The organism is Terrabacter koreensis (assembly GCF_054783315.1).
In genome coordinates this window covers 664,731-688,797 of sequence record NZ_BAAGQU010000005.1, presented here as the reverse complement: position 1 = coordinate 688,797, position 24,067 = coordinate 664,731, and the positions used below count along the sequence as shown (strand labels likewise).

25 protein-coding genes are annotated in these 24,067 nt (G+C 71.5%); 13 read left to right on the top strand and 12 right to left on the bottom strand.

The window, feature by feature from the left end:
* Positions 1-27: 27 nt before the first annotated feature.
* The gene (locus tag ACYVNR_RS15435; protein ID WP_461049131.1) at positions 28-1,524 is read right to left on the bottom strand and encodes an MFS transporter; all 1,497 of its coding nucleotides are present in this window, start codon (positions 1,522-1,524) and stop codon (positions 28-30) included.
* 8 nt (positions 1,525-1,532) lie between these two features.
* On the bottom strand, positions 1,533-1,787 hold the full coding sequence (locus tag ACYVNR_RS15430) for a hypothetical protein (RefSeq protein ID WP_461049129.1): 255 nt from the start codon (positions 1,785-1,787) through the stop codon (positions 1,533-1,535).
* 231 nt (positions 1,788-2,018) lie between these two features.
* On the opposite strand from ACYVNR_RS15430, the gene ACYVNR_RS15425 reads away from it, so the two are divergent.
* The 4 genes from ACYVNR_RS15425 to ACYVNR_RS15410 all read left to right on the top strand — a co-directional run bounded on the left by ACYVNR_RS15425 (position 2,019) and on the right by ACYVNR_RS15410 (position 5,363).
* Positions 2,019-2,567: a TetR/AcrR family transcriptional regulator gene (locus ACYVNR_RS15425; RefSeq protein WP_045187223.1), complete on the top strand. Its 549-nt coding sequence runs from the start codon at positions 2,019-2,021 to the stop codon at positions 2,565-2,567.
* A gap of 17 nt (positions 2,568-2,584) precedes the next feature.
* Positions 2,585-3,520 carry an LLM class F420-dependent oxidoreductase gene (locus tag ACYVNR_RS15420; RefSeq protein WP_461049127.1) on the top strand — a complete coding sequence of 312 codons (936 nt, stop codon included), beginning with the start codon at positions 2,585-2,587 and terminating at the stop codon, positions 3,518-3,520.
* 158 nt (positions 3,521-3,678) lie between these two features.
* The gene (locus tag ACYVNR_RS15415) at positions 3,679-4,140 is read left to right on the top strand and encodes a MarR family winged helix-turn-helix transcriptional regulator (protein ID WP_461049125.1); all 462 of its coding nucleotides are present in this window, start codon (positions 3,679-3,681) and stop codon (positions 4,138-4,140) included.
* Positions 4,137-5,363, top strand: coding sequence for an MFS transporter (locus tag ACYVNR_RS15410; RefSeq protein WP_461049123.1), 1,227 nt, complete (start codon positions 4,137-4,139; stop codon positions 5,361-5,363). The genes ACYVNR_RS15415 and ACYVNR_RS15410 overlap by 4 nt, the downstream gene beginning before the upstream one ends.
* A gap of 87 nt (positions 5,364-5,450) precedes the next feature.
* Here the strand turns inward: ACYVNR_RS15410 and ACYVNR_RS15405 are convergent, their stop codons facing one another.
* The 4 genes from ACYVNR_RS15405 to ACYVNR_RS15390 all read right to left on the bottom strand — a co-directional run bounded on the left by ACYVNR_RS15405 (position 5,451) and on the right by ACYVNR_RS15390 (position 9,243).
* Positions 5,451-5,822, bottom strand: coding sequence for a hypothetical protein (locus ACYVNR_RS15405; protein WP_461049121.1), 372 nt, complete (start codon positions 5,820-5,822; stop codon positions 5,451-5,453).
* Positions 5,823-5,885: 63 nt separating this feature from the next.
* Positions 5,886-7,217: an MFS transporter gene (locus tag ACYVNR_RS15400; RefSeq protein WP_461049119.1), complete on the bottom strand. Its 1,332-nt coding sequence runs from the start codon at positions 7,215-7,217 to the stop codon at positions 5,886-5,888.
* A gap of 25 nt (positions 7,218-7,242) precedes the next feature.
* Entirely contained in the window at positions 7,243-8,682 is a 1,440-nt protein-coding gene (locus tag ACYVNR_RS15395; protein WP_461049117.1) for a malic enzyme-like NAD(P)-binding protein, read from the bottom strand.
* Positions 8,683-8,757: 75 nt separating this feature from the next.
* Positions 8,758-9,243, bottom strand: a complete 486-nt coding sequence (locus ACYVNR_RS15390; protein WP_458801779.1) for a hypothetical protein — start codon at positions 9,241-9,243, stop codon at positions 8,758-8,760.
* A 155-nt stretch (positions 9,244-9,398) separates the two neighbouring features.
* Here ACYVNR_RS15390 and ACYVNR_RS15385 point away from each other — a divergent pair, with 155 nt between their 5' ends.
* Together ACYVNR_RS15385 and ACYVNR_RS15380 are read left to right on the top strand one after the other, a co-directional pair.
* Positions 9,399-11,846 carry an HAD-IC family P-type ATPase gene (locus tag ACYVNR_RS15385; protein ID WP_461049115.1) on the top strand — a complete coding sequence of 816 codons (2,448 nt, stop codon included), beginning with the start codon at positions 9,399-9,401 and terminating at the stop codon, positions 11,844-11,846.
* A 169-nt stretch (positions 11,847-12,015) separates the two neighbouring features.
* Entirely contained in the window at positions 12,016-13,254 is a 1,239-nt protein-coding gene (locus ACYVNR_RS15380; RefSeq protein WP_461049113.1) for an MFS transporter, read from the top strand.
* Positions 13,255-13,315: 61 nt separating this feature from the next.
* Here the strand turns inward: ACYVNR_RS15380 and ACYVNR_RS15375 are convergent, their stop codons facing one another.
* Both ACYVNR_RS15375 and ACYVNR_RS15370 read right to left on the bottom strand, forming a co-directional pair.
* Positions 13,316-13,792 (bottom strand): GNAT family N-acetyltransferase, encoded by a 477-nt coding sequence (locus ACYVNR_RS15375; protein ID WP_458801783.1) that lies wholly within the window; start codon positions 13,790-13,792, stop codon positions 13,316-13,318.
* Positions 13,789-14,919: a hypothetical protein gene (locus ACYVNR_RS15370; protein ID WP_461049110.1), complete on the bottom strand. Its 1,131-nt coding sequence runs from the start codon at positions 14,917-14,919 to the stop codon at positions 13,789-13,791. The genes ACYVNR_RS15375 and ACYVNR_RS15370 overlap by 4 nt, the downstream gene beginning before the upstream one ends.
* Positions 14,920-15,281: 362 nt before the next feature.
* Between ACYVNR_RS15370 and ACYVNR_RS15365 the strand changes: the two genes are divergently transcribed.
* Positions 15,282-15,599 carry a hypothetical protein gene (locus ACYVNR_RS15365; protein WP_461049108.1) on the top strand — a complete coding sequence of 106 codons (318 nt, stop codon included), beginning with the start codon at positions 15,282-15,284 and terminating at the stop codon, positions 15,597-15,599.
* A 61-nt stretch (positions 15,600-15,660) separates the two neighbouring features.
* On the opposite strand, the gene ACYVNR_RS15360 is transcribed toward ACYVNR_RS15365, so the two are convergent.
* Genes ACYVNR_RS15360 through ACYVNR_RS15350 form a run of 3 tightly spaced genes read right to left on the bottom strand, consistent with a single transcriptional unit; the run spans position 15,661 to position 17,297 of the window.
* A complete protein-coding gene (locus ACYVNR_RS15360; RefSeq protein WP_045187245.1) occupies positions 15,661-15,963 on the bottom strand; it encodes a DUF6510 family protein in 303 nt (100 codons plus the stop codon).
* A gap of 1 nt (position 15,964) precedes the next feature.
* On the bottom strand, positions 15,965-16,690 hold the full coding sequence (locus ACYVNR_RS15355) for a ferredoxin reductase (RefSeq protein WP_461049106.1): 726 nt from the start codon (positions 16,688-16,690) through the stop codon (positions 15,965-15,967).
* A 10-nt stretch (positions 16,691-16,700) separates the two neighbouring features.
* Positions 16,701-17,297: a molybdopterin-dependent oxidoreductase gene (locus ACYVNR_RS15350; protein ID WP_458801791.1), complete on the bottom strand. Its 597-nt coding sequence runs from the start codon at positions 17,295-17,297 to the stop codon at positions 16,701-16,703.
* A 223-nt stretch (positions 17,298-17,520) separates the two neighbouring features.
* Between ACYVNR_RS15350 and ACYVNR_RS15345 the strand changes: the two genes are divergently transcribed.
* Positions 17,521-18,054, top strand: a complete 534-nt coding sequence (locus tag ACYVNR_RS15345) for a TetR/AcrR family transcriptional regulator (protein ID WP_458801793.1) — start codon at positions 17,521-17,523, stop codon at positions 18,052-18,054.
* Positions 18,055-18,254: 200 nt separating this feature from the next.
* On the top strand, positions 18,255-18,728 hold the full coding sequence (locus ACYVNR_RS15340) for a carboxymuconolactone decarboxylase family protein (protein ID WP_461049103.1): 474 nt from the start codon (positions 18,255-18,257) through the stop codon (positions 18,726-18,728).
* Positions 18,729-18,768: 40 nt separating this feature from the next.
* Here ACYVNR_RS15340 and ACYVNR_RS15335 read toward each other — a convergent pair whose 3' ends face one another.
* Positions 18,769-19,338, bottom strand: a complete 570-nt coding sequence (locus ACYVNR_RS15335) for a TetR/AcrR family transcriptional regulator (protein ID WP_461049101.1) — start codon at positions 19,336-19,338, stop codon at positions 18,769-18,771.
* Between the two features lie 108 nt (positions 19,339-19,446).
* Between ACYVNR_RS15335 and ACYVNR_RS15330 the strand changes: the two genes are divergently transcribed.
* The 4 genes from ACYVNR_RS15330 to ACYVNR_RS15315 all read left to right on the top strand — a co-directional run bounded on the left by ACYVNR_RS15330 (position 19,447) and on the right by ACYVNR_RS15315 (position 23,528).
* Positions 19,447-20,664 carry an MFS transporter gene (locus ACYVNR_RS15330; RefSeq protein ID WP_461049099.1) on the top strand — a complete coding sequence of 406 codons (1,218 nt, stop codon included), beginning with the start codon at positions 19,447-19,449 and terminating at the stop codon, positions 20,662-20,664.
* Between the two features lie 195 nt (positions 20,665-20,859).
* Positions 20,860-21,645 carry a VOC family protein gene (locus ACYVNR_RS15325; RefSeq protein ID WP_461049097.1) on the top strand — a complete coding sequence of 262 codons (786 nt, stop codon included), beginning with the start codon at positions 20,860-20,862 and terminating at the stop codon, positions 21,643-21,645.
* 514 nt (positions 21,646-22,159) lie between these two features.
* On the top strand, positions 22,160-22,954 hold the full coding sequence (locus ACYVNR_RS15320) for an IS110 family transposase (protein ID WP_461049095.1): 795 nt from the start codon (positions 22,160-22,162) through the stop codon (positions 22,952-22,954).
* Between the two features lie 106 nt (positions 22,955-23,060).
* On the top strand, positions 23,061-23,528 hold the full coding sequence (locus ACYVNR_RS15315; RefSeq protein WP_461049093.1) for a transposase: 468 nt from the start codon (positions 23,061-23,063) through the stop codon (positions 23,526-23,528).
* The last annotated feature ends 539 nt before the right edge of the window (positions 23,529-24,067 follow it).

Sequence of the window (24,067 nt, the reverse complement as noted above, 5' to 3'; positions counted from 1 at the left end):
CGCCGCGTTTGGTGTGGGAGGCGGGGGTCAGCCGGTTTCGGCACCTTCGGCCGCTGCTGCGACCGCGACCGTCTCGCGGCGCGGCCGGAGCACGACCGCCGCCACGAGCAGGGCCACGAGCGTGAAGCTCGCCGAGGTGTAGAACGCCGGCTCGACGCCCGGGACGAACTGGCCCGGGACCGACTGCGAGGCATACACGCTCACGATCGCCGCCAGTCCCACCGCTCCCCCGAGCTGCTGCGCCGTTTGGAGCAAACCCGAAACGGTGCCGGCCTGGGACCGCTCGACGCCGCCCAGCACGACGACCGTGACCGGCATGAAGACCAGGGCGGCCGAGACGCCGTTCAGCACCAGCGCACCCAGGAGGTGGACGGCATACGTGCTCGTGGTCGAGATCGAGCTGAGCCACACGAAGCTCGCCGTGAGACCCAGGGTGCCCGTGAGCAGCATCGGCCGGGGGCCGACCTTGGCGACGAGGCGGGCGCTGACCCGCGAGGTCGCGAAGATCGCGAGGCTGAGCGGCAGGAACGCGGCACCGGTCGCGACCGGGCTGAAGCCGAGCACGAGCTGGAGGTACTGCGTCACGAGGAAGAACGTCGAGAACTGCGCGCCGACGACGAGCGCCATGAGCACGAGGGCTCCCCCGCGCGTGCGGTTGCGCACGAGCGACAGCGGCAGCAGCGGCGCCGCGACGCGGTTCTCGGTGCGGACGAAGAGTCCGAGCAGGGCGACTCCGACCACGAACGAGGCGAACGTCAGGGGCGGCGTCCAGCCGCGCTCGGCGGCACTGATGAAGCCGTGCACGACCGCGACGGAGCCGAGGGTGGCCGTGACCGCGCCGACGACGTCGAAACGACCGCGGATGCGGGGCGTCTCGGTGACGAAGCGTCGGGCGAGCAGGAGGACTGCAGCGCCGATCGGCACGTTGACGAAGAGCGTCCAGTGCCAGCTGACGAAGTCGGTGAGGACACCGCCGAGGAGCAGGCCGATGGACGCGCCCGCGGACGAGACGGCCGTGAAGAGGGCGAGGCCACGGTTGCGGGCCGCCTCGTTCGGGGCGCTCGTCGTCACGAGGGCGAGCACGCCGGGGGCTGCCAGTGCCGCACCGACGCCCTGCAGGGTGCGCGCGGCGATGAGCCAGGTGGGCGACGTCGCGAGGCCGCCGAGGAGGCTCGCGACGGTGAAGATGCCGAGGCCGAGCTCGAAGGTGCGCAGCCGCCCGAGCACGTCACCGAGACGACCGCCGAGGAGCAACAGTCCGCCGAAGGCGAGGGTGTACGCGTTGAGCACCCACGACAGGCCGGCGGGCGAGAAGCCGAGGTCGGTCTGGATGTGTGGCAGCGCGACGTTCACGACGGTGGCGTCGAGCACGAGCATGAGCTGGGCGACGAGCACGATGCCGACGCCGACCGCGGCCCGGCGCGCTGCACGGGGGCTCGGGGCCGCAGCACCTGGCGCGGCGGACGGGTCGGACGAGGTGCGTGGGGTGGCGCCGGATGGCGCCTGGGTGGTGCTGGTGGACATCGGGAACCTCAGGATTCCGGGGTGTTGGGCTGAAGCTGGGCCTGGATCTGGGTGTGGACCTGGTGCCGCGGCTTCTCCTGGTCGACGCCCTCGGGCGCCATCGGGGTGAAGGCGGTGGCACGGGTGCGGGGAGCGCCCGACGGGCGGGAGGCGGTGCCGGTCCCGCCGGGGGTGCGGCTGACGAGCGGTGCGCGGTAGGTGGTCGCCAGGTGCGACATGTGCATGCGCAGGGCCTGTCGGGTGGGGCGGATGGTGGTTGTCATGGGTGCTCGACTCCTCTTTGACGACGGTCGGCGCTACGATTAGCGGAGAACCACTCCGGTTCTGCCTGACCCACAATACGGAGACAGTCTCCGTTTTAGCAAGGGAGTTTTCTCGTGACGCCTGCCGCCACCGGCAAGGCGACGCTGGAATCGTCGCCGAGTTCCGTTGCCACAGAAGCGAATTCGCTGGCAACAGACTCCACCGAAGCTCCCCAGAAATCTGCCCGGCCGATGCGCGCCGACGCCCGCCGCAACTACGACAAGATCCTCGCGACAGCCCGGATCGTCTTCACCGAACGCGGCACGGACGCCTCCCTCGACGAGATCGCCAAGCGCGCCGGCGTGGGCCCGGGCACCCTCTACCGCCACTTCCCCACCCGCGAGGCCCTGGTCGACGCGCTGATGCAGGACTGGACCGACCGGGTCGCGTCCGACGCCGAGGCAGCCATCGCCTCCGGCGCCCCCGCCCCCGCGATGCTGCTCGACTGGTTCGAGCACTTCATCGACCACATCACCCTGCACCGGGGTGCCGCGACGAAGATCTGCGCGGCCATGGACGACCCGGCGTCGCCGATGTACCGCAAGTGCCGCGTCATGGGCGAGGCCAACCGTCGCGTCATCGAGCACCTCGACGAGCGCGGCGAGCTGCGCCCCGGGGTCGACGCGGCCAACGTCATGCGCCTCGTGAGCGGCGTCGCGAGCGTGGCCGACACGAGCCGGGCCGAGATCGAGGTCCGCCCGATGCTCGAGGTCGTCGTCGACGGGATTGTCCGCGCCTGACCCGTGGTTGCAGGGGCATGACCCTCGACCTCCGCATCTTCACCGAGCCCCAGCAGGGCGCCACCTACGACGACCTGCTCGCCGTCGCGCGAGCCGCCGAGGACCTCGGCTTCGGCGGCTTCTTCCGCTCCGACCACTACCTCCACATGGGCGGCGACGGCGGCCCCGGCCCCACCGATGCGTGGACGACTCTCGCCGGCCTCGCGCGTGACACCTCGACGATCCGCCTGGGCACGCTCGTCACCTCCGCCACCTTCCGCCTGCCCGGGCCGCTCGCCGTGCAGGTCGCCGGCGTCGACCAGATGAGCGGCGGACGCGTCGAGCTGGGACTCGGCGCCGGCTGGTTCGAGGCCGAGCACACGGCATACGGGATCCCCTTCCCGCCGCTCGGCGAGCGGTTCGACCGTCTCGAGGAGCAGCTCGCAGTCATCACCGGCCTCTGGGCCACCGAGCCCGGCGCCACGTTCAGCCACGACGGGCCCCACTACCCGGTCAGCAACTCGCCGGCCCTCGCGAAGCCGACCCAGACGGGCGGCGTGCCGATCATCATCGGCGGTGGCGGGGCACGCCGCACCCCTGCCCTCGCCATCAGGTATGCCGCCGAGTTCAATGCGCCGTTCACGTCGCCCTCCGAGGCCGGCCACCTCTTCGAGCGGGTGCGCGACGCCGCTCGCGAGGCGGGTCGCGACCCGTCGTCGTTGACCTACTCGGCGGCGCAGGTCGTGTGCCTGGGCAAGGACGACGCGACCCTGCGACGCCGCGCGGACGCGATCGGGCGCGATGTCGACGAGCTGCGCGAGAACGGCCTGACCGGCTCGCCCGACGAGGTCGTCGACCGGCTGGGGACGTTCGCCGAGGCCGGGGCCGAGCGCGTCTACCTCCAGGTGCTCGACCTGTCGGACCTCGACCACCTCGCCGACATCGCCGACGAGGTCCTGCGCCAGCTCGCCTGAGCGCCTCGTGACGGAGTGTTCTCTCGATTGCTGATCGAGAGAACACTCCGTCACGTCCCGACCCCTCGCGCACCCTCCTCAGCCACTCAGCCCGATCGAGAGAACGCTCCGTCACGGCCTGAGTTGATATGCATAGATTATCTATGTAAATTGCGTGGGTGACCGTTCCGACGACCCTGGGCAACGACCTGCTGCGCTCGGCCGCGCGACTCTCGCGCTGGGCCAGCCGGCACGCGTCGTTCGACGTGCCGTTCGCGCAGGCCCGCCTGCTCGCCCTCCTCGACGAGCTCGGGCCCTCGCGCGTCAGCACCCTCGCGGCCGCCGACCACAGCAGCCAGCCGACGACGACCACCCAGCTGAACCGCCTCGAGGCGGCGGGCTGGGTGCACCGTGCGCCCGACCCCGACGACGCCCGGGCCACGCTCGTCAGCCTCAGCGAGGAGGGCCACGCCGCGCTCGACAGCGTGCGCCTCGCGCGGCTGGCCGTCCTGTCCCCCGCCCTCGACCAGCTCGACGGCCCGGCGCTCGACCGCGTACGCGTCGCCATCGACGTCATGAACGAGCTGCTCGCCGCCGCGGCGGACGCCCCTGTCCCCCACCCCACCCGAAAGGACGGATGACCACCCCCATGTGGCGCCAACCCAAGACCGTCTGGTCGATCGCCTTCGCCTGCGTGATCTCCTTCATGGGCATCGGCCTCGTCGACCCCATCCTCAAGCCGATCGCCGACGAGCTCGGCGCGGGACCGTCGCAGGTCTCCCTCCTCTTCACGAGCTACCTCGCCGTCATGGGCGTGGCGATGCTCGGCACCGGCTGGGTCAGCAGCCGCGTCGGCGCCAAGCGCACCCTGCTGCTCGGCCTCGCCCTCATCATCGTCGGCTCTGCCCTCGCCGGCAGCCAGGACACCGTCGGCGGCATCGTCGCCTTCCGCGCCCTCTGGGGCCTCGGCAACGCCCTCTTCATCGCCACCGCGCTTGCGACGATCGTCAGCGCGGCGTCCGGCTCGGTGAAGCAGGCGATCATCCTCTACGAGGCCGCCCTCGGCGTCGGCATCGCGACCGGCCCGCTCCTCGGCGGCTGGCTCGGCGGCATCTCGTGGCGCTGGCCGTTCTACGGCGTCGCCGTCCTCATGGCCGTCGCCTTCATCGCCACCGTGACCACCCTCCCGGCCACCCCGGCCGCCGCCCGCCCGACCTCGATCGCGGCGCCCCTGAAGGCCCTCGGGCACCGGGGACTGCTCACCGTCGGCCTCACCGCGCTGCTCTACAACTTCGGGTTCTTCACGCTGCTCGCGTTCACGCCGTTCCCCCTCGCGATGGGCGCCCACGAGATCGGCTTCATCTTCTTCGGCTGGGGCCTGCTTCTCGCCATCACCTCGGTCTTCGTCGCGCCGATGGTGCAGCGCCGGTTCGGCACGATGGCCGGCATCGTCGGAGCCCTGCTCGGCTTCGCCGTCATCCTCGCCGTGATGGCCGTCGCGACGGACAACAAGACGGTGCTCGTCGTCGGCGTCATCCTCGCCGGCGCCTTCCTGGGCGTGAACAACACCCTCATCACCGAGACCGTCATGAAGGTCGCTCCCGTCGAGCGCGGCGTCGCGTCGGCGGCATACAGCTTCGTCCGCTTCAGCGGTGGCGCGGTCGCCCCGTGGCTGGCCGGCAACCTCGGCGAGAAGTCGATCCACCTGCCGTTCTGGGTCGGTTCCGTCGCGGTCGTGCTCGCGGTCGTCGTGCTGTCGACGGCACGCCGCGTCATCGGCGCCCTCGACGAGGCACCCGGTCACGGGGCCGAGCCGGTCACCTCGCGCACGGAGGCTGAGGCCCTCACCGTCGGCGACGCCTGACCGCCCCTGAGTCCCTCAGCCCCCACGAGCGCAACACACCGAACAGGTTGCAACCCACCGGGATCCGATCCCGGTGGGTTGCGGCTTTCACGGTGTGTTGCGCAGGAGGTCGGCCAGGCCGGTTGCGCCGCGTCGCCGGTGTCCGCCGCGGATGTCATAGGACTCGACGAGCAGCTCGGCGAGCTCACGCAGGTCGAGTCGGTCCAGCCGGGCCCACATCGTGACGCGGAAGCGGAAGGTGTCGATCCGCACGAACGTGTCACGTCGACCAGCGAGCGCCAGCGCCGTGTCCATCTCGCCGGTCCACACCTGGACGAGCTCGCGTCCCTCGTCGTCCCACCGCAGGCGGGCGAACGTATGCCGTCCGGCGTGCCAGGCGGGCGACCCCTCGTGCGCGACTCCGAGCTCCGCTCCGGGCAGCCGACGGGCCAGATCGTCCACGTCGGCCCACGTCGCCATCTCGCCTCCTCCCGAGCAGGCTAGACCCCACGGGCCGGCCACTCGACGGTTCGGGCGGGGGTGTCAGTGGAACGTGACGGAGCGGCCGGCCTGCATGGCGGCGTACGCCTCGGGGTCGGCCTCGAGGGCGGCCCGGCGCGCCTTGTGCCGGTAGCGCAGGATCTGCACGATGCCCAGGGCCCACACCGGGTACTGCACCGTCATGGCGACCCGGAAGGCGTCGACGTCCCACGTCGACGGACCACCCGGGGCGACGTGGTCGAGCACCACACCGACGAGCGCGACGGCGGTGAGCGTCGCGACGAAGCCGCCGGTGTTGACGATGCCCGAGGCGCTGCCGATGCGGGTCGGCGGGTTGAAGGTGCGGGCCACGTCGAAGCCGATCATCGAGCCGGGACCGCCGACGGCGATGAGCACGACAAGGGCGACGAGCAGCCACAGCGGTGCCCGTCCGGGCCAGAGCAGCACGACGGTCCAGGCGACGATGGCCGCCGATGCAATCCAGAGCACGAGGGTGCTGCGCGAGAACGGGTAGCGCATCGTCAACGTGCCGATGACCGGGCTGGAGACGACCGTCGTGACGACCATGACCATGAGCAGGATGCTCGCCGTCGCGGGTGAGAGACCTTGGCCGGCGACGAGGAACGGGAAGCCCCAGAGCATCGTGAACATGTTGGCCGCGAACTGTGACGTGAAGTGCGACCACAGCCCGAGGCGCGTGCCCGGCACGAGCCAGGCAGCCCGCAACGTGCGGGCGACGGCTCGCAGGCGCAGCTCGTCACGGTGACGGTCGGCGTACGGGCTGTCCTTGACCAGCACCACGAGCGCGATGCCGGTGACGACACCGAAGGAGGCGGCGACGGCATACGACGGCGTCCATCCGAACCGGTCGAGCGCGGCGGCGAGGGGTCCCGCCGACGCGAAGGCGCCGATCTGACCGAGCACGCCCGTCAGCTGGGTGACCATCGGGGTGCGCCGCGGGGAGAACCACAGCGCCACGAGGCGCAGCACCGAGATGAACACCATCGCGTCGCCGATGCCGAGCAGCACCCGGCACACGAGCGCTGCGCCGAACGAGTGGACGAACGCGAAGCCGAGCTGGGCGACCGTGAGCAGGGTCAGGCCGATGCCGAGCAGCTTCTTCGAGCCGTAGCGGTCGAGCAGCGCACCGACGGGCAGCTGCATCGCCGCGTAGACGAAGACCTGCACGATCGTGAACGTCGACAGCTGCGAGCTGCTGATGCCGAAGCGCTCCGCGGCATCGAGACCGGCGACACCGAGCGACGTGCGGTGGAAGACGGCGAGCACGTAGACGGCGATCGCCGCTGCCCAGACTGCCCAGGCGCGGCGACCGTCGAGGGGGAAGGGCTGTCCGGGGTGGGTGGTGCTCGTCATCCGGTCTTTCGTCCTCAGCTGCCGCTCAGTTGGCCCCGGTCATCGGGATGCTCTTGGCGGGCGCCTTGGGCACGCAGTCGACGATCGCCTTGGCGACCGTCTTGCTCATGTCGGGCTGGAAGACGCTCGGGATGATGTAGTTCGGGTTGAGCTGCTCGTCGGTGACGACCGACGCGATGGCGTCGGCGGCCTTGATGAGCATCTCGGTCGTGACGTCGGTGGCGCGAGCGTCGAGCAGGCCGCGGAAGACGCCCGGGAACGCGAGCACGTTGTTGATCTGGTTCGGGTAGTCGCTGCGCCCGGACGCCACGACCGTCGCGCGCTGCGTCGCCTCGTGGATGTCGACCTCGGGGTCGGGGTTGGCGAGGGCGAAGACGATGCGCTTGTCGGCCATCTCGTCGATCCACTCGGGGTCGAGGATGCGCGGGGCGCTGACACCGATGAAGACGTCGGCGCCCTGGAGGCCGTCGCGCAGAGTGCCGGTGAGGCCGCGCGGGTTGGTCTTCTCGGCGAGCTCGCGCCACGCCGGGGTCAGCGACTCGTCGGCCTTGTTGAGCAGGCCGGGGCGGTCGCTCACCGTGACGTCGGTGGCGCCCGCGGCGAGGAGCAGCTGGACGATGGCCGAGCCTGCGGCCCCACCGCCGGAGACGATGATGCGGGCGTCGGGGAGCTTCTTGTCGGTGATGCGCAGCGCGTTCTTGAGGGCGGCGAGCACGACGATGGCGGTGCCGTGCTGGTCGTCGTGGAAGACCGGGATCGAGAGCCGCTCGCGCAGCTTCGCCTCGATCTCGAAGCAGCGCGGCGCGGCGATGTCCTCGAGGTTGATGCCGCCGAAGCCCGGCGCGATGAGCTCGACGGTGCGCACGATCTCGTCGACGTCGGTCGTGTCGATGCAGATCGGCCACGCGTCGATGTCGGCGAACCGCTTGAAGAGCGCGGCCTTGCCCTCCATGACGGGCAGCGCCGCCATCGGGCCGATGTCGCCGAGACCCAGGACCGCGGTGCCGTCGGTGACGACGGCGACCGAGTTGCCCTTGATCGTCAGCTTCGGCACGTCCTCGGGGTGCTCGGCGAGGGCCTGGCTCACGCGTCCGACGCCGGGCGTGTAGGCCATCGCGAGGTCCTGGCGGTTGCGCAGGTTGACCTTGGACTCGACGGAGATCTTGCCGCCGAGGTGGAGCAGGAAGACGCGGTCGGAGACCTTGTGCACACGCACGCCCTCGAGCGTCTCGACGGCGTCGACGATCTCGGTCGAGTGCTCGGCGTTGCTCGCGGAGCAGGTGAGGTCGATGACGAGCCGGTCGGGGTGCGAGTCGACGATGTCGAGCGCCGTCGTGATGCCACCGCTCTCGGCGACCTTGACCGCGAGCGTGCCGATGACGGCCGGGTCGGTGCCGGTGTGGATTCGCATCGTGATCGAGTAGGAGGCGGTGGTGGCGCGGGCACGTTGGATCGACTCAGTCACGGAGCAATCGTCCCACGATCCGAGAAACGCCCCGGACCCCGTCCGTAGACCGATCAGTAACAAGCGGGCGCCGGCTCAGGCAGGCGTGTCCGCTTCGTCCCGGGCGTCCACGACGGGGTCACCGACGCCGAGGAGGCGCCGGACGCCGGCCCGGGCGACGAGCAGCGCGAGGATCAGCAGGGTCACCGACACGAAGCCGCCCAGCTCGACGCGGTCGCCGAGGACCAGGTCCTCCACCTCGAGGACGAGGAACTTGCTGCCGACGAGGACCAGCCAGAGCAGGAGCCCGGACCCGAGCCTGCCGGTCGGTGTCGTCGCCGCGCTGAACCGGCGCCGGGCGCCGCCCTTGACCACCACGACGAGCTCGAGCACGAGCTTGAGCAGCACTGCCGTCAGCAACGAGACGGTGAACGACTCCGTCATGACGGAGGGGACGTGCTCTGCGGCCAGCCCCAGCACGACGACGTAGACGAAGACGTCGACGACATCCGCGGGCGCCACCCACGCCACCCGTCGGGCGCGTTCGCCCACCTCGCCACTTCGCGGTGTCGACCCCACCACGCAGCCAGCGTATGCCGCGGGCGACCTGCCCGAAGCCGTATGCCGGGTCGTCGCCTCTCGAGGGGTGCCGTCCTCGCCCGGCAGCGCCGTCGCCTCTCGGGGCGCGCACCGCGCATTCCGGGGCGGCCCGCGCGACGGCATACGACAATGGGCGCGTGACCACCGCCGAGGACACCTCCCTGACACGGGCGTCCGGTCTGACCTCCACGGAGGTCGACGAGCGCGTCGCGCGGGGGGCCGTGAACCGGCTCTCGGAGCGCACGTCCCGGTCGGTCGGCGAGATCGTGCGCGCCAACGTGCTGACCCGCTTCAACGCCATCCTCGGTGCGCTCTTCGTCCTCGTCATGGTGACGGGGTCGTGGGCCGACGGGCTCTTCGGGCTCGTCCTCGTCGTCAACTCGGCCATCGGGATCACCCAGGAGTACCTCGCCAAGCGCAAGCTCGACCGTCTCGCGCTGCTCAACGCGCCGACGACGCGCGTCGTGCGCGACGGGCAGGTGCGGGTCGTGCCCACGACGGAGGTCGTGCAGGACGACCTCATCGAGCTGCGCACCGGCGACGAGGTGCCCGCCGACGGCCCCCTCCTCAGCAGCGCCGGGCTCGAGCTCAACGAGGCGAACCTCACCGGCGAGTCCGACCCGGTGCCCCACGACGAGGGCGACGACATCATGTCGGGCACGAGCGTCGTCGCCGGCTCGGGGCGCTACCACGCGCGCCACGTCGGGGCCGACGCGTACGTCAACCGGATCGCCGCCGACGCGCGCCGCTTCACCCGCACCCGTTCGGAGATCCAGGAGTCGATCAACACGCTGCTGCGCTACATCACCTGGGTGATCGCGGCCGCGCTGCCGATCGCGATCTGGTCGCAGTGGCGCACCGTCGGTGACCACGGCTGGCAGCAGGTCGTCATCCGCTCCGCCGCGGGGGTGGTCGGGCTCGTGCCGGAGGGCCTCGTCCTGCTGACGTCGGTGGCGTTCCTGCTCTCGGCGGTCCAGCTGACGCGCCGGAACGTCCTCGTGCAGCAGCTGCCCGCCGTCGAGGGGCTCGCCCGCGTCGACGTCGTCTGCCTCGACAAGACCGGCACGCTGACCGCGGGCGAGATCGCCTACGACGACGCAGAGCCGCTCGCCGGACAGGACGGCGACGAGATCCGTTGCGCGCTGGGTGCGCTCGCCGATGACCCCAACGCCAACGGCACCCTGACGGCCGTGGCGGCCGTGCTCGCCTCGCCCGGCTGGGAGCGCACCCGCACCATCCCGTTCAACTCCGCACGCAAGTGGAGCGCCGCCTGCTTCACGGCCCACGCGACCTGGGTGCTCGGCGCGCCGGAGGTGCTGCTCGCCGCAGACCCGCAGCCGAGCCCGCCGGAGGTCATCGAGGCGATCCGCGCGCGCGTCGCCGAGCTCGCCGCGTCGGGGCGTCGCGTCGTGCTGCTCGCCCGCAGCGACGTCGACCTCACCGAGCCCACCCTGCCCCCCGACCTGACGCCTGCGGCGCTCGTCACGCTGACCGAGCAGGTGCGCCCCGACGCCCGCGACACCCTCGCCTACTTCGCCGAGCAGGACGTCGCGATCAAGGTCATCTCCGGCGACAACCCCGTCACGGTCGCTGCCGTCGCCCGCGAGGTCGGCCTCGACGTCGGGGAGCCCGTCGACGCGCGGACCCTCCCCGACGACCCCGCCGTGCTCCGCGAGGTGCTCGCGCGCACGACCGTCTTCGGCCGCGTCACCCCGGAGCAGAAACGCGCCTTCGTGAACGCCCTGCAGGCCGACGGGCACGTCGTCGCGATGACGGGCGACGGCGTCAACGACGCGCTCGCCCTCAAGGACGCCGACATCGGGGTCGCCATGGGCAACGGCGCGCAGGCCACCAAGGCCGTCGCCGAGCTCGTGCTGCTCGACGGGCGGTTCTCGCACCTGCCCGACGTGCTCGCCGAGGGCCGCCGCGTCATCGGCAACGTCGAGCGCGTCGCCAACCTCTTCGTGGCCAAGAACGCGATGAGCCTCGTGGCGATCCTCGCCGCCGCGCTGGCCACCCTGCCCTTCCCGTTCCTGCCGCGGCACCTGACGCTCGTGTCGGCCGTGACGATCGGCATCCCGGCCTTCTTCCTCGCCCTGGGACCGAACCGGCGCCGCTACCTGCCGGGCTTCCTCGCGCGCATCCTGCGGTTCGCCGTGCCGTCGGGCGCCGTCGCGGGCCTGGCGGTCATCGCCTCCTACCTGCTCGCCGGCAGCGGGTACGGCGTGCCGCGGGAGCAGTTCGCGGCGCGGTGCGCCGTCGAGGAGGGCGGACGCACCGTCGCGGACGTCGCGTGCTGGCAGCCCGGCAGCGGGGCCACGATCACCCTGCTCTCCGTCTTCTTCTGGATCCTCGCGGTGCTCGCCCGCCCCTTCCTCGCGTGGAAGGCGGCGCTCGTCGCGGCGATGGTGGGGCTGGCGGTGCTCGCGTTCGTGGTGCCGCTCGCGGCGCAGTTCTTCAACCTCGACGCGCCGGCGGCGCTGCTGTGGCAGTCGCTGGCGATCGGGCTCGTCGGCGCCGCGCTCGTCGAGGCGGTCTACCGGCTCTCCCCGTCGGTGCGGCACGCCCACCACGTCCGCGACTGAGGTCCGACCCGACCGAGGGCCGACCCGCCTGAGGACCACCTCGACGGTGGCCGGGCCGGTCTCGTGGACGCCCTACAATGGGACCTGCACAGGGATCCGGCGTGGCCTGATGGGCGGGTAGGCACGCACCCGCCGTCGCGCACCCCGCGACCAGTTCCGGAGCCGCCCCGTGTCACCCATCGACTCGTACCGCCACCTCTTCGGCCTCACCGGCCGCACGTACATCGTCGTCGCCTTCCTCGCCCGTATGCCGCTCGCGATGAGCCAGCTCGGCACCCTCCTTCTCGTGTCGGCCGCCACCGGCAGCTACGGCGCGGGGGGTTTCTGCGCCGGGGCGCTGGCGGTCGCCAACGCGGCCGGCGCGGCCTTCTGGGGCGCTCGGGCCGACCGGCTCGGCCAGCGTCGAGTCGTCGCCGTCCAGTCCCTCGCCGGGGCCGCCGGCCTCGTCGCCCTGCTGCTCGTCGTGAACGCCGGACTCCCTTGGGGAGCAGCGGCCGTCGCGAGCGCGGCCACCGGCCTCGTGCTGCCGCAGATCGGTCCGCTCGCGCGCGTCCGGTGGCGCCCGATCACCGCCCACACGGGACCTCGCCAGCACCGGCTCGTCGACGCCGCCTTTTCCTACGAGGGCGCAGCCGACGAGGCGTCGTTCGTGCTCGGGCCGGCGCTCGTCGGCCTCGGCGTCTCGGTCGCGAGCCCGACGGCAGCGCTCGCCCTCGCCGCCCTCGGCCTCGCCGTCTTCGGCACGTGGTTCGCCCTGCACGAGACCGCGACGGTCACGCACGCGGCGACCTCGGGAGACACGGTCGCCACCGGTCGCCTGCTCACGCCGGCCCTCGTCGTGCTCTGCGTCGCCCAGGTGCTCGTCGGCAGCGTCTTCGGGTCGGTGCAGACCGGCACCTCGGTGCTCGCCACGGCCGCCGGCAGCGCCGGGGCGACCGGCTACTTCCATGCCCTGCTCGGTGTCGGGAGCGTGCTCGCCGGCCTCGCCGTGGCGGGCCTGCCGGCACGCTTCGGGCTCCCGAGCCGCCTGCGCTGGTTCGCCGTGGGACTGCTCGTGCTGTCGGCGCCGCTGCTGCTCGTCGGCTCGCTGCCCGCGCTGGTGCCGGTGCTCCTCGTGCTCGGCCTCACGGTCGCGCCCTACATGATCACGACCTTCACGCTCGGCGAGCGCGTGACGCCGGCGTCGCGCACCGGGGCTGCCATGACGGCCCTCGCGGCAGCCACGGGGCTCGGCTACGCCATCGGGGCCGCCCTCGCCGGACGGCTCGCCGACTGGGGCGGACACACTCCGGCGTATGCCGTCACGGTCGTCGCCGGCGCCGCCGCCGTCACGCTCTCGTGGACCTGCGGTCGCGTGCTCACGACGGCGACCGAGCAGCCGATCGCTCCCGCAGCCCCCGCGGGCTGAGGCGAGGGCCGGCTCCAGCACACGTTCTCCGCCCCGGCGGAGTTGTCGAGGGGGGCGCCGGTCAGCGGGGCAGGCGCAGGCGCATCGCGGGCCACGCCGTCCGCGTGAAGCCCAGATCCTCGTACAGTCCGGCGCCCTCGCCCGTCGCAAAGAGCTCGACGACGCCCGCGGACGTGTCGTCGCGCAGCCAGTCGAGCACGCCGACGACGCACTCACGAGCGAGTCCCCGACGGCGCGCCTCCGGCTGGGTCGCGACGTTGTTGACGAGCGCCGACACCCCGCTGGGGTTCGCCGGCGAGGGCGTCTCGAAGCGCAGCGTCCCCATGGCGGCGGCGACGACTCTGCCGTCGATGCCCTGCGCGACCACGGCGCACGCGTTCGGCCCGTCCAGCTCGCGCCGCAGCCACTCGGCCGCCGCATCGCGCCAGCCGTGGGCCTCGACGCCGGGCACACCCATCGCGGAGAACATCAGCGCCCGCAGCTCGACGACGGCCTCGACGTCGGCGGCGGTCGCTCTCCGCACCGTGAACTCGCTCACCGGAACCCTCCTCCCGTGAAGGCCGGCGCCAGCGGGACCGGCTCGGCGGCATACGTCCTCGTGACGGCGTCGGCGAGGGCACTCGCGACGTCGGCGAGCTCGGGGATCGCCCGCCCCGTCGAGGCGGTGCGCAGGAAGCGGAGGGTCCGGTCCGGCATACGCGGCATCGGCTTGACCGGGTTGGCCGGTGCAGGCGCGCCGTCGACGAGCGGGCCGAGGCACCAGCTGCCGGCGAGCCACGCCCAGGCCTCGGTGGCCAGGTCGAGGTCGTGCTCGAAGTCCGGCCCGGCCACCTCGGGCCAGACCTTCACGACGGCCGTCCGCCACCGCGCCAACGCCGCGTCGGAGGCTGCCGCGTCGAGGGACCACGCGCACCAGCACGTCGGCCACGGCACGCGCAGGTACGCCGCGTCCCAAGCGATCGGTCGCCACAGCGCCCACTCGAAGTCGAGCAGCGCCAGCCCGGCATCGGTGAGGAGGTTGTTGTCGGGGCACATGTCGGCTGCCGAGAGGCTCGTGGCATCGACCCGGAAACGCGACGGCACCGACTCGAGCACGTCGAACGTGCCAGGGGTCACCTCGACGTCGAGGGCGGTGGCCAGCCGCTGCCACTCGGCGGCGGCCTCGGCCAGCTGCCCCAGCAGGTAGTCGAGCTCCAGCTGCTCCCCCGAGCGGGCCGCGACCCCCTCGACGAAGGCGTCTCGGACGCCGCGGCCGGCCACGTGGAGTGCCCCCACGGAGTCGCCCCAGCCACGCAGCCCGGCCGCGGCGCGACCTGCGTCGTCGGCGAGCAGGACCTCGGCCAGGTGGGCGCCGTCGCCGAGATCGTCCATCACGACGAGCCGCGGGTCGCCGCACTCGGCGAGCAGCCGCGGCGTGCGGGCGCGGCCTGCCAACGCGGCCAGGGCCGACGCCTCACGCGCGTAGGTTTCGGCGGCCCCTTCACCGGTGTAGCGCTTGACCACGTACGCGTCGCCGACCTCCCCGGCGGCCCGCACCACGAGCGTGCGGCGGCTCCCGGGAAAGGGCGCCGCCGCGGCCGTCAGCGTCGTGCCGAGCAGGCGCGAGGCCACGTCGAGCGTCTCGGCGACGAGCGCTGCGCGATCGGCCTCGGTGCTGGCGGACATCACCGGGTCACTGTGCCAGAACCCCGGACGAGTGGTACGAACAGAAATATTGACGACAATTTCGCCGAAACTGCTTACACCGGGGCACAGATTGACTAACGTCTCTCTTGTAACACCCCCACGGCTGGCACGCACCCCCCCATCCGCACCAGCCTCGAAGGAGCCCACCTGCGCGCGCGGGTCGGGCTCCTTCGCCTTTCCCAGCCGAGGGTTGGCAACGGGACGACCACCAACATGGAAGAAGCGGTGAGCCCGGATCCGGCGGCGCACTCGGCACAATGCAGGAGGCCGTACGCGGGCACGGACCGCTGCGCACTCACAGGGTCACCCAGAGCGCCGCCGGACCCGCCCGTCCCGCGACGATGCCCAGCGAGACGGGGGTCACCGAGGTGGCGGAGGGCGGATACGGCGGCGACGCGCAGCAGAACGACTTCTTCGACTGGGCCGCCCAGCATCGCGTCGGGTCGCTGAACCTGCCGGGGATGGACGCGAGCACGGGCGAGCTGGAGCGCGTGGCGACCGGCTACTGCGACCTGCTCTCCGACGAGCCCGGCGGCTCGGGCGCAGACGTCACCCGGATGATCCGCCTGCAGACCGGGGCGACGAAGTCCATGTCGCAGGAGCTGCTCGAGCGCTCCGTCGCCGCCTTCTGCCCGCAGAAGGCGCGCCACCTCGTCTAGCACGACAGACGCATCCGACCGCCGCACCCGACCGGCACGGCCGCCGCGGCACCGACGGCGCTCAGCGGCTCAGTCGGAGCACCGAGCAGCCACGCAGATCGAGCAGGACGTCCTCGCGCACCTCGGCGACACGCAGCACGACGTCCCCGCACCCCCGACAGCGCGCGACCGACCCCATCGCCGAGGCGTAGACGACGAGCTCGCCGACGGCCTGTCGGCGCCCGCAGCCTGCGCACGCGACGACGGCGACCGTGACGTCGATCCCCAACGCCCCGCCCAACGCTCCCGCGAGGACGTTGCCGTCGAGCGGTCGGTCGTGCACGGCATACGTCGGGTGCTCCTGTTCGGTGTGTGGGCCAGTCATCTCATCCTCCACTCGGTCCGAACCGCTCGGTCCGCACCAGCCGCGCCGGCACGCCGACCTCGACGAGGGTGTCGGCGACGGCGTCGACGAAACCCGTTGGGCCGCAGACGAACACGTCAGTGTCCGTCCCCAGCCGATCGACCCAGCCGACCAGCTCGTCGCGCGACAGCCGGCCCGCCGGTCGCCCGTCACCCGCCGGGGCCCGTCGGGTGTGGACGAGCTCGACCGCCAGCCCTTCGTCGTGCGCGCTGCGACGGGCGAGCTCGTCTGCGTAGATGACGTCGTCGGGCATGCGGACCGAGTAGGCGAGGACCAGCGGCGCGGTGCTGCCCGCCTCGTGCCGGGCACGGACCATCGCCATCAGCGGCACGACCCCCGAGCCGCCCGCGAGGAGCAGGGTCGGGCGCGAGGACTGCGGGTGCCAGACGAACCACCCACCGATCGGGCCGCGCAGCTCCACCGGGTCGCCGATGGCGAGCTCGCGCGCAAGGAACGGCGACACCTCACCGTCGGCGACGACCTGCACCGTGACCTCGACCTGGGCGCCGTGGTCGGGCGCCGCGATCGAGTAGGAGCGCTGCGTCGAGTAGCCGTCCTCCGCCGTCAGCCGCACGTCCACGTGCTGCCCCGGCAGGTGGCCCGGCCAGCCCGGCACCCCGAGCACGAGGGTCACCGCGTCGGCCGTCTCGTCCTTGCGCGACACGAGGTAGGCCGCCTGCCACGCCACCGGCGCCACGTCAGTCGCCCGCGTAGCGCTGCTCGCGCCAGGGGTCGCCGTACTCGTGGTAGCCGAGCTGTTCCCAGAAGCCGGGCTCGTCGTAGAGGAGCAGGTCGATCCGGGTGACCCACTTGGCCGACTTCCAGAGGTAGAGGTGCGGCACGAGCAGACGCGCGGGACCGCCGTGCCACGGCTCGAGCGCTTCGCCGTCGTACTCGTGGACGATCCACGCCTTGCCGTCGACCAGGTCCTCGAGGGGGAGGTTCGTGGTGTAGTCGCCGTAGGACGTGACGAGTGCGAAATCGGCTGCCGTCTCGACGTCCTGGAGGATCACGTCGAGCGAGACACCGCGCCACGACGTGCCGAGCTTGCTCCACTTCGTCACGCAGTGCAGGTCGACCGTCGGGGTCTCCTGCGGCAGGGCCTGGAGCTCGTCCCAGCTCCACGCATGCTCCTCGCCCGTCTCGGTGCGCACCGTGAGCGACCAGTCGGCCGCCTCGACGCGTGGCGTCGGCCCGGCCTGGAGCACCGGGAAGTCGTGGGTGAGGTACTGGCCAGGCGGTAGCTGCACGTCGTCCTGACGCCGCCCGCGAAAGCCCGGGGTCACGATGCCCATGCCCGATCATGGCACCGGTCCCCGCCGGACGTCGGAGGGTTCGCACCGAGCCCGCACGTCGGGGATGGATGCCGGGCGTCATGATGGGGTCGTGGTGACTCCACGTTCGCATGAGCCCAAGCCGACCGCCTCACGTCCCGGTGACGCCTCGCCCGGCCTGGCCCGAGTGTGGTCGGGGCAGGCGCCCCCGCGCGAGAGCGCACGTGAGACGCGGCTCAGGATCATGTCGGCGACAGTGCTCCTGTTTGAACGGATGGAGTACCACGACGTGACGATCGAGGCCGTCGCCCGAGCGTCCGGAGTCAGCAAGTCGACGATCTACCGCCACTGGTCTTCCCGGCAGAGGCTCGTGCTCGACGCCTTCGCGTACAAGACCGACACGATGACACGGATCGCGCCGACGGGTGACGCCGTCCGGGACCTCAGGACCTACCTGGGCAAGCTGGCGTTCTGCCTCGACTTCGGAGGAGCCGCCTCGACGGTCGCCGGGCTCATCGGCGAGGCGGTCGGCGACGAGGACTTCGCGGCCCTCTTCCGCGAGGGCCTCATCGGCCATCGCCGCCAGACCTTCGAAGGGATCCTTCGTGGCGGTCAGCAGCGTGGGCAGATCCGTCGTGATCTCGATGTCGAGACGACGATCGATGCCGTGTACGGAGCGCTGCACCATCGTCTGCTGGTGACCCGCAGGCCCATCGACGCGCTCTTCGTGGGGGCCCTCGTCGACCTTGTCGTCGGTGGGTTGACCACCGCGCCCTGACCCGTCCCCCGCGTGGAGCTCCGACGCGATCCGAGCGTTTCTGCCTGGTCCCCCGCGGCCCCGTCAAGGCAGCGGGACGAACGTTGCGTGCCTGTCCCGATCCGTCGACCCGGGCAGCGGCCCCGAGTCACTGTCGTGACACCCGGTGAACGACACCGGTGGAGGGCCGAAGGCCATCGTCAGGAAAGGGGACAGCCCAGATGTCCGCACCCACCAACGTCAGCACGCAGCACCCGCACCTCTATCGGTTGGCCATCGACATGGCCTCTCGGGCCGAGGCGGCCGGCTTGCGGGCAGGCCTGGCCACGGGCCTGCTCGAACTGCTCAAGATCCGCGTGTCGCAGCTCAACGGCTGCGCGTTCTGTCTGCGTCAGCACACCCGTGACGCCCTGGCCGCGGGCGAGTCGACCGACCGGCTCGCGGTCCTTCCCGCGTGGCGTGAGACGGCGTACTTCACGGACGCCGAGCGTGCGGCGCTGACGCTGGCCGAGCGCGTCACCGACATCGGCTCGGACGCCTCGTACCACATCTCCGAGGACACGGTCAGCCCCCTGACCGACGAGCAGGTGTCGGCCGTGGCCTGGCTCGCGATCGCGCTGAACACCTTCAACCGCATCGCCATCACCAGCCACTACGAGGTCGCGCCGCCGGCGCTCCAGGCGGCTGCCGGCTGACTGGCCGTCCCGCCCGGCCATGTCCCACCGCGCGTGGCCCCTACGGACGCGCAGCGGTGAGGACCTGAGCCGCCAGGTCCCTGGCGACGTGCACGGCATCGGCACGCCCGTCCAGCTGGGAGGTCGACACGGCGCCGTCGTAGAGCACCTGAAGACGCACCGCGACACTCTCCGGATCCACCACCTCCGCCTCCTCGGCGAGCCGACGGAACTCCCCGCCCAGCCATGCCCGGAACTCATGCAGCGCTTGGGCCTCGACGCCGTCGGGCGAGGCCTCGGCGTTCGCGTTGGCGAACGGGCAGCCGTTGTACGTCGGCGAGGCGGCCGCTTCTGCGAGGGCGTCGAACATGGCCAGGATCTTCTCGGCCGGATCCGACACACCCTCCTGGTGTGCCGCGATCCGCTCACGGCGCTGCGTCGCACGACCTTCGAGGTACGCGCCGACGAGCTCCTCCTTGCCGCTGAAGTTGTAGAAGAGCGACCCCTTCGCGACTCCCGCTTCCTCGAGCAGTCGGTCGATGCCGACCGTGTGGACACCTTCCGCGTAGAAGAGCCGGTCCGCTGCCGTCAGGAGACGCTCGCGGGCACTCCCTCGAGTTGCTGTCGCCATGGCCTGCAGTCTATCAGACAGATCTGTCTAATAAGGGGTTGACATCATTGAACCGATCTGTCTAACTGAATTCATGTTGATTAGACAGATCGGTTCAAGGAGTCTCTGATGTACACCCCAGTCCGTCCCACCCTCGCCTTCGCCGGCACCGCCGGCATCTTCGGCACCTTCTTCCTCGCTGCCGGGGCGCCGACCCCGTTGCTCGGGCTCCGCCAGCAGCAGTGGGGGTTCTCCCCCGGCCTGCTGACCATCGCGTTCTCGGTCTACGCGCTGGCCCTGCTCGTGGCCCTGCTGGTCGGGGGCTCCCTGTCAGACCATCTCGGCCGCCGACCCGTCCTCCTGGCGGCCCTCGCCGTCGAGACGGTCTCGATGGTCGGGTTCCTGACAGCCCCCTCGATCAGCTGGCTCATCGCGGCACGGGTCCTGCAGGGACTGGCCACAGGGCTGGGCACGAGCGCTTTCAGCGCCGCCATCACCGAGCACGCGCCCGCCCATCTGAAGAAGCTCGCCGGCGGCCTGTCCGCCGCCTCGGTCGCCGGCGGCCTGGGCCTCGGCGCCCTGCTCACCGGGGCCGCGATCCAGCTGACGGACGCCGCCAACACCATCGTGTTCACCACCCTGGCGGGGCTCATGGTGGCGGCCGTCGCGTTCGTGCTCGCCACCCCCGAAACCGGAGTCCGCCGGCCCGGCGCCCGACGCTCACTGAGCCCGACGGTCGCGGTGCCCGTCAGCGCCCGCGGCGAGTTCCTGGCCAGCATCCCCGTGCACATCGCCGGATGGATGTTCCCCGCCTTCTTCCTCGGCCTCTCACCGGCGATCCTGCGCCTGCACTTCGGCCTGCACGGCGGCCTCGTCACCGGCTTCACCGCCTTCGTCGGCCCCTTCTCCGCCGCGCTGGCCGGCTTCGTCTTCGCCCGGCACGACCCACGACGAGGCACCCTCGCCGGTCTGGCCCTGGTCCTGCTCGGCATGCTCGTCGTCCTCATCGGGGTCACCGCCACCCTGCTGCCTCTCGTATGGGTCGGTGCGCTGCTGGGCGGGGCCGGCTTCGGCGGCACCTTCGGCGGACAAGTACGCCTGATCGCCCCACACGCCGGCGCCCACCAGCGCGCCAGCCTGTTCTCGGCCGTCTACACCGTCGCCTACCTGGCCTTCGGCGTCCCGGTCGTCATCGCCGGCCAGCTCGCACCCCGATGGGGCCTGCTGCCGACCTTCGACATCTACGCCGCCGTCGTCATCACCCTCGCGCTGGTCGGCCTTGCCGTCCAGGGCGCCCGTGCCGTGCGTCAGCGTCGGGAGAGCGAGGCGGTGCCTGCCACATCCTGACTCAGTCCAAACGCCCATCCCTGACCTCAAACAGCGAAACGGGCATCGGCACCAGCCCGCGGGCAGCCACGGTCCCGCCTCGCCACCTCGCATCGAACTCATCGCATCGAACTCAACGCGTCGCCTCATCGCGTCGCCTCCCCGAGGCACACACCCTCGGATCCACCACCAACCATCAGCACCAGGAGAATCACCATGACCGCACTTCCTGACACCCACAGCCGCACCGCGCCCGCGGAACCGGCCACCGTCGCGCTTCGCCTCGAGGCCGTCGTCATCCCCGTCGCCGACTACGACCGCGCGAAGGCCTTCTACACCGGACTGGGGTGGCGGGTCGACGCGGACGTCGACGACCAGGCCGGCTACCGCCTCATGCAACTGACCCCGCCCGGATCCGATGCCTCCGTCCTCTTCGGCACCCGCGTCACCGCCGCCCCAGCCGGCTCACTCGACGGCCTGCTGCTCGTCGTCGACGACATCGAGCAGGCCCGCGCCGCCCTGGTCGCGCGCGGCGTCGACGTCAGCGAGCCCTTCCACGACGTCAACGGCGGCCTCGGCGGGGGTTTCCACCCCGGTGAAGAAGGGCGCGCCCCCGGCCCGGACCCAGAGCGCCGCTCCTACGCCACCTACGCGTCCTTCGAGGACCTGGACGGCAACCGCTGGGTGCTCCAAGAGCTGACGACACGACTGCCCGGGCGACTGTGGGAGACGACCGCACAGCCCGAGCCCGCCCACGACGCCGAGCAGTCGAGCGCCTCGCCCGTCAGGTCTGACCCGGACCCCGGCCGCCTGGCCGAACTGCTCCGCGAGACGGCACAGCACCACGACGCGTTCGAGAAGGCCGCGCCCGAGCACCACTGGTGGCACTGGTACGCGCCGTACCTGCTCGCCCGCCAGGGAGGCGCGAGCGTCGCCGAGGCGCAGCGCCACGCCGACGCCCACATGGCCACACGGCACGGAGTCAGCGCAGCCCGTGGCTGAGCGGTCCGCCGGAGCCAGAGAGCACCGGTGAGCACGTGACCTCGGGCCGTGGGCCAGCACTGCAACCCTCTGGAGGCCGGCGCCCATCGGGCAGGCTCACTCGAGGCCTGCGTCCGAAGAGGAGCGCGGCAACGGGTGCCTGAACAGCACAAACGCCCCCGGCAGAAGCCGGGGGCGTTGCTGGAGCCGCTTGTCGGAATCGAACCGACGACCTATTCATTACGAGCGCTGTGAACCACCGGGCGCCTCTCCCTGCCCGGCTGATTTAGAGTCCACAGGCGTCCACGGAAGACCGCTCCCAGACGCAGCAATGGATGGTCACTTGGATGTACTAGCGCTAGTGGGCGGCTCGTTACGCCATGAAGGGACCGACGAGACACCCGCACGTTCCCACCCCTCGACGCCAAACGCCTCACGCTAGAAAGGCGTTCTGCGGGGCAGGATCTGGCGTGGCGAACGTCCTCCTGATGCGCTTGTCGGGCTTGGTGTCCCATCGCATCGAAGGAGGACGTTCATGTCTCACGGTAGTGGTGTTTCCCGCGGTGATCGGAACCGGAATGCTCGACTTTCGAGGCTGCGGGCGACCGGCCCGGACACGAACGCGATCGTCGGGATCGACCTGGCCGACCGCAAGCAGATGCTCGTCGTCACCGACCACGACTCCAAGGTTCTGGCGCGGCGGACGTTCCGGTGCAAGGCGTGGGACCTCGGGGCTGCGCTGGACTGGGCCGCCGACCGGGCCCACGCCAAGGGGTTCGCCGGGGTGACTGTCGCGTGTGAGCCGACCGGGCACCGGTGGATGGTCCTGGCGCAGCTGGCGGCCGAACGCGGGATGGCGTTCGTGTGCGTGCAGCCGGCTGCCTCGTCGTGGGCCCGGAAGAGCGAGGACCTGACCACGGACAAGACCGACGACAAGGACGCCGTCCTGATCGCCCGGCTGACCGGGCAGCTGCGCTGCTACCTGCCCGAACGGGTCGACGACGCGAACGCAACCTGGACCCGGCTGCGTCACCTCGGGTCCCGCCGCGAAGAGCTGATCGGTCAGCACGTCGCGGCCGTGCAGACGATCCGGGACCTGCTCGAGTGCGTGTGGCCGGCCGCGCTCGAGGCCGCCAAGTGGCCGTTCCGCTCCGCCACGTGGGTCGCCGCGCTGGCTGTCGTCGTGCGCCGTGACGGTGGGGACCTGGACCGGACCCGCCGGCTCGGGCTGGCCCGGTTCGAGCGAGCCGTCCGCGCCGAGGGTCGTCCCTCGGGGCGGGGTCCGTCCATGCCTGCCGATCGCACGGCGCATGTTCGCCGTCCTCGGTGATGATGCTGGGGTGCTGGCGCACCGGCCGGCAGTCTTCAAGCGGATCGAGTGGATCCTGACGGACTGGGACACCACTCGCGCGAAGCTTGTCGACATCGAGGCACGGATGGCATCTGTCCTTGACGAGCTCGGCCTCACCGCACTCGTGACGAGCATCGACGGGCTGTCGCCGGTCGGCGCGGCCGCGATCCTGGCCCAGACCGGCGACCTGGCCCGGTTCACCTCCGCGCGGGCCGTCGTCAAGCACGCCGGCCTGGCGCCGCGGGAACGCAAGTCCGGCACGTTCACCGGCCGGGCGCGGGTCACCGGCGCCGGACGGCCGCAGCTGCGGGTCGCCGCCTGGCGGGCGGTGTGGGGCTGCCTGCAGACGAACCGGGTGTACGCCGCCCGCTACCGCCACCTCACCAGCCGCGAGCACAACCGGCTGACCCCGACCCAGGCACAGACCGCGGTCGCCGCGGCGATCCTGCGCCAGCTGTACGCCATCGTCACCCAGCAGCGCGCGTGGGATCCGGTCATCGCCGCCCACGGCACCACCACGTGGAAGGAGACCACGAGCACCGCTGCTGCATAACGAGATCCAGCACATAGTCACGAGCACGAGGCGCTAACCATCAAGAGCCGGGGGCGGGGTGAGCCTTCCGCGGCATTGAGAACCCCTAGGTATCTCGTCGGTCATCGCAGGCCGCCCCGTCCCGTCGTCGACACAACCCGATCACACGCTGCCGAGCACGACCTCGATTAGCTATGCAGGGACCGACGACGAGACACCGGCACCCGCCCAACTCTTGACGCTAAACACCTCACGCTGATGACCGGAAGGGTCCCGGATGGTCGCGAGGGCAGCCACCCGACCAACCCCAGGCCGTCGGCTCAGATCGAACCTAGTCAACCCTGAGTCGGCGCGGACCGTCCGTTTCGGCACAGCCTGAGGGCATCCGACACGCCAACAACGTGATCTGCGTCACAAACTTTGATTCCATATCTGACACTTCTGGTATCAGATTTGGACGGTTGTAACGATTCGACCCGCACTCGCAGGGCCCAACCGCGTGGTGTGCGTCACTACGGTGTCGTTACTCATAGGTAGACTCCGGACCGGAGCAACACAGA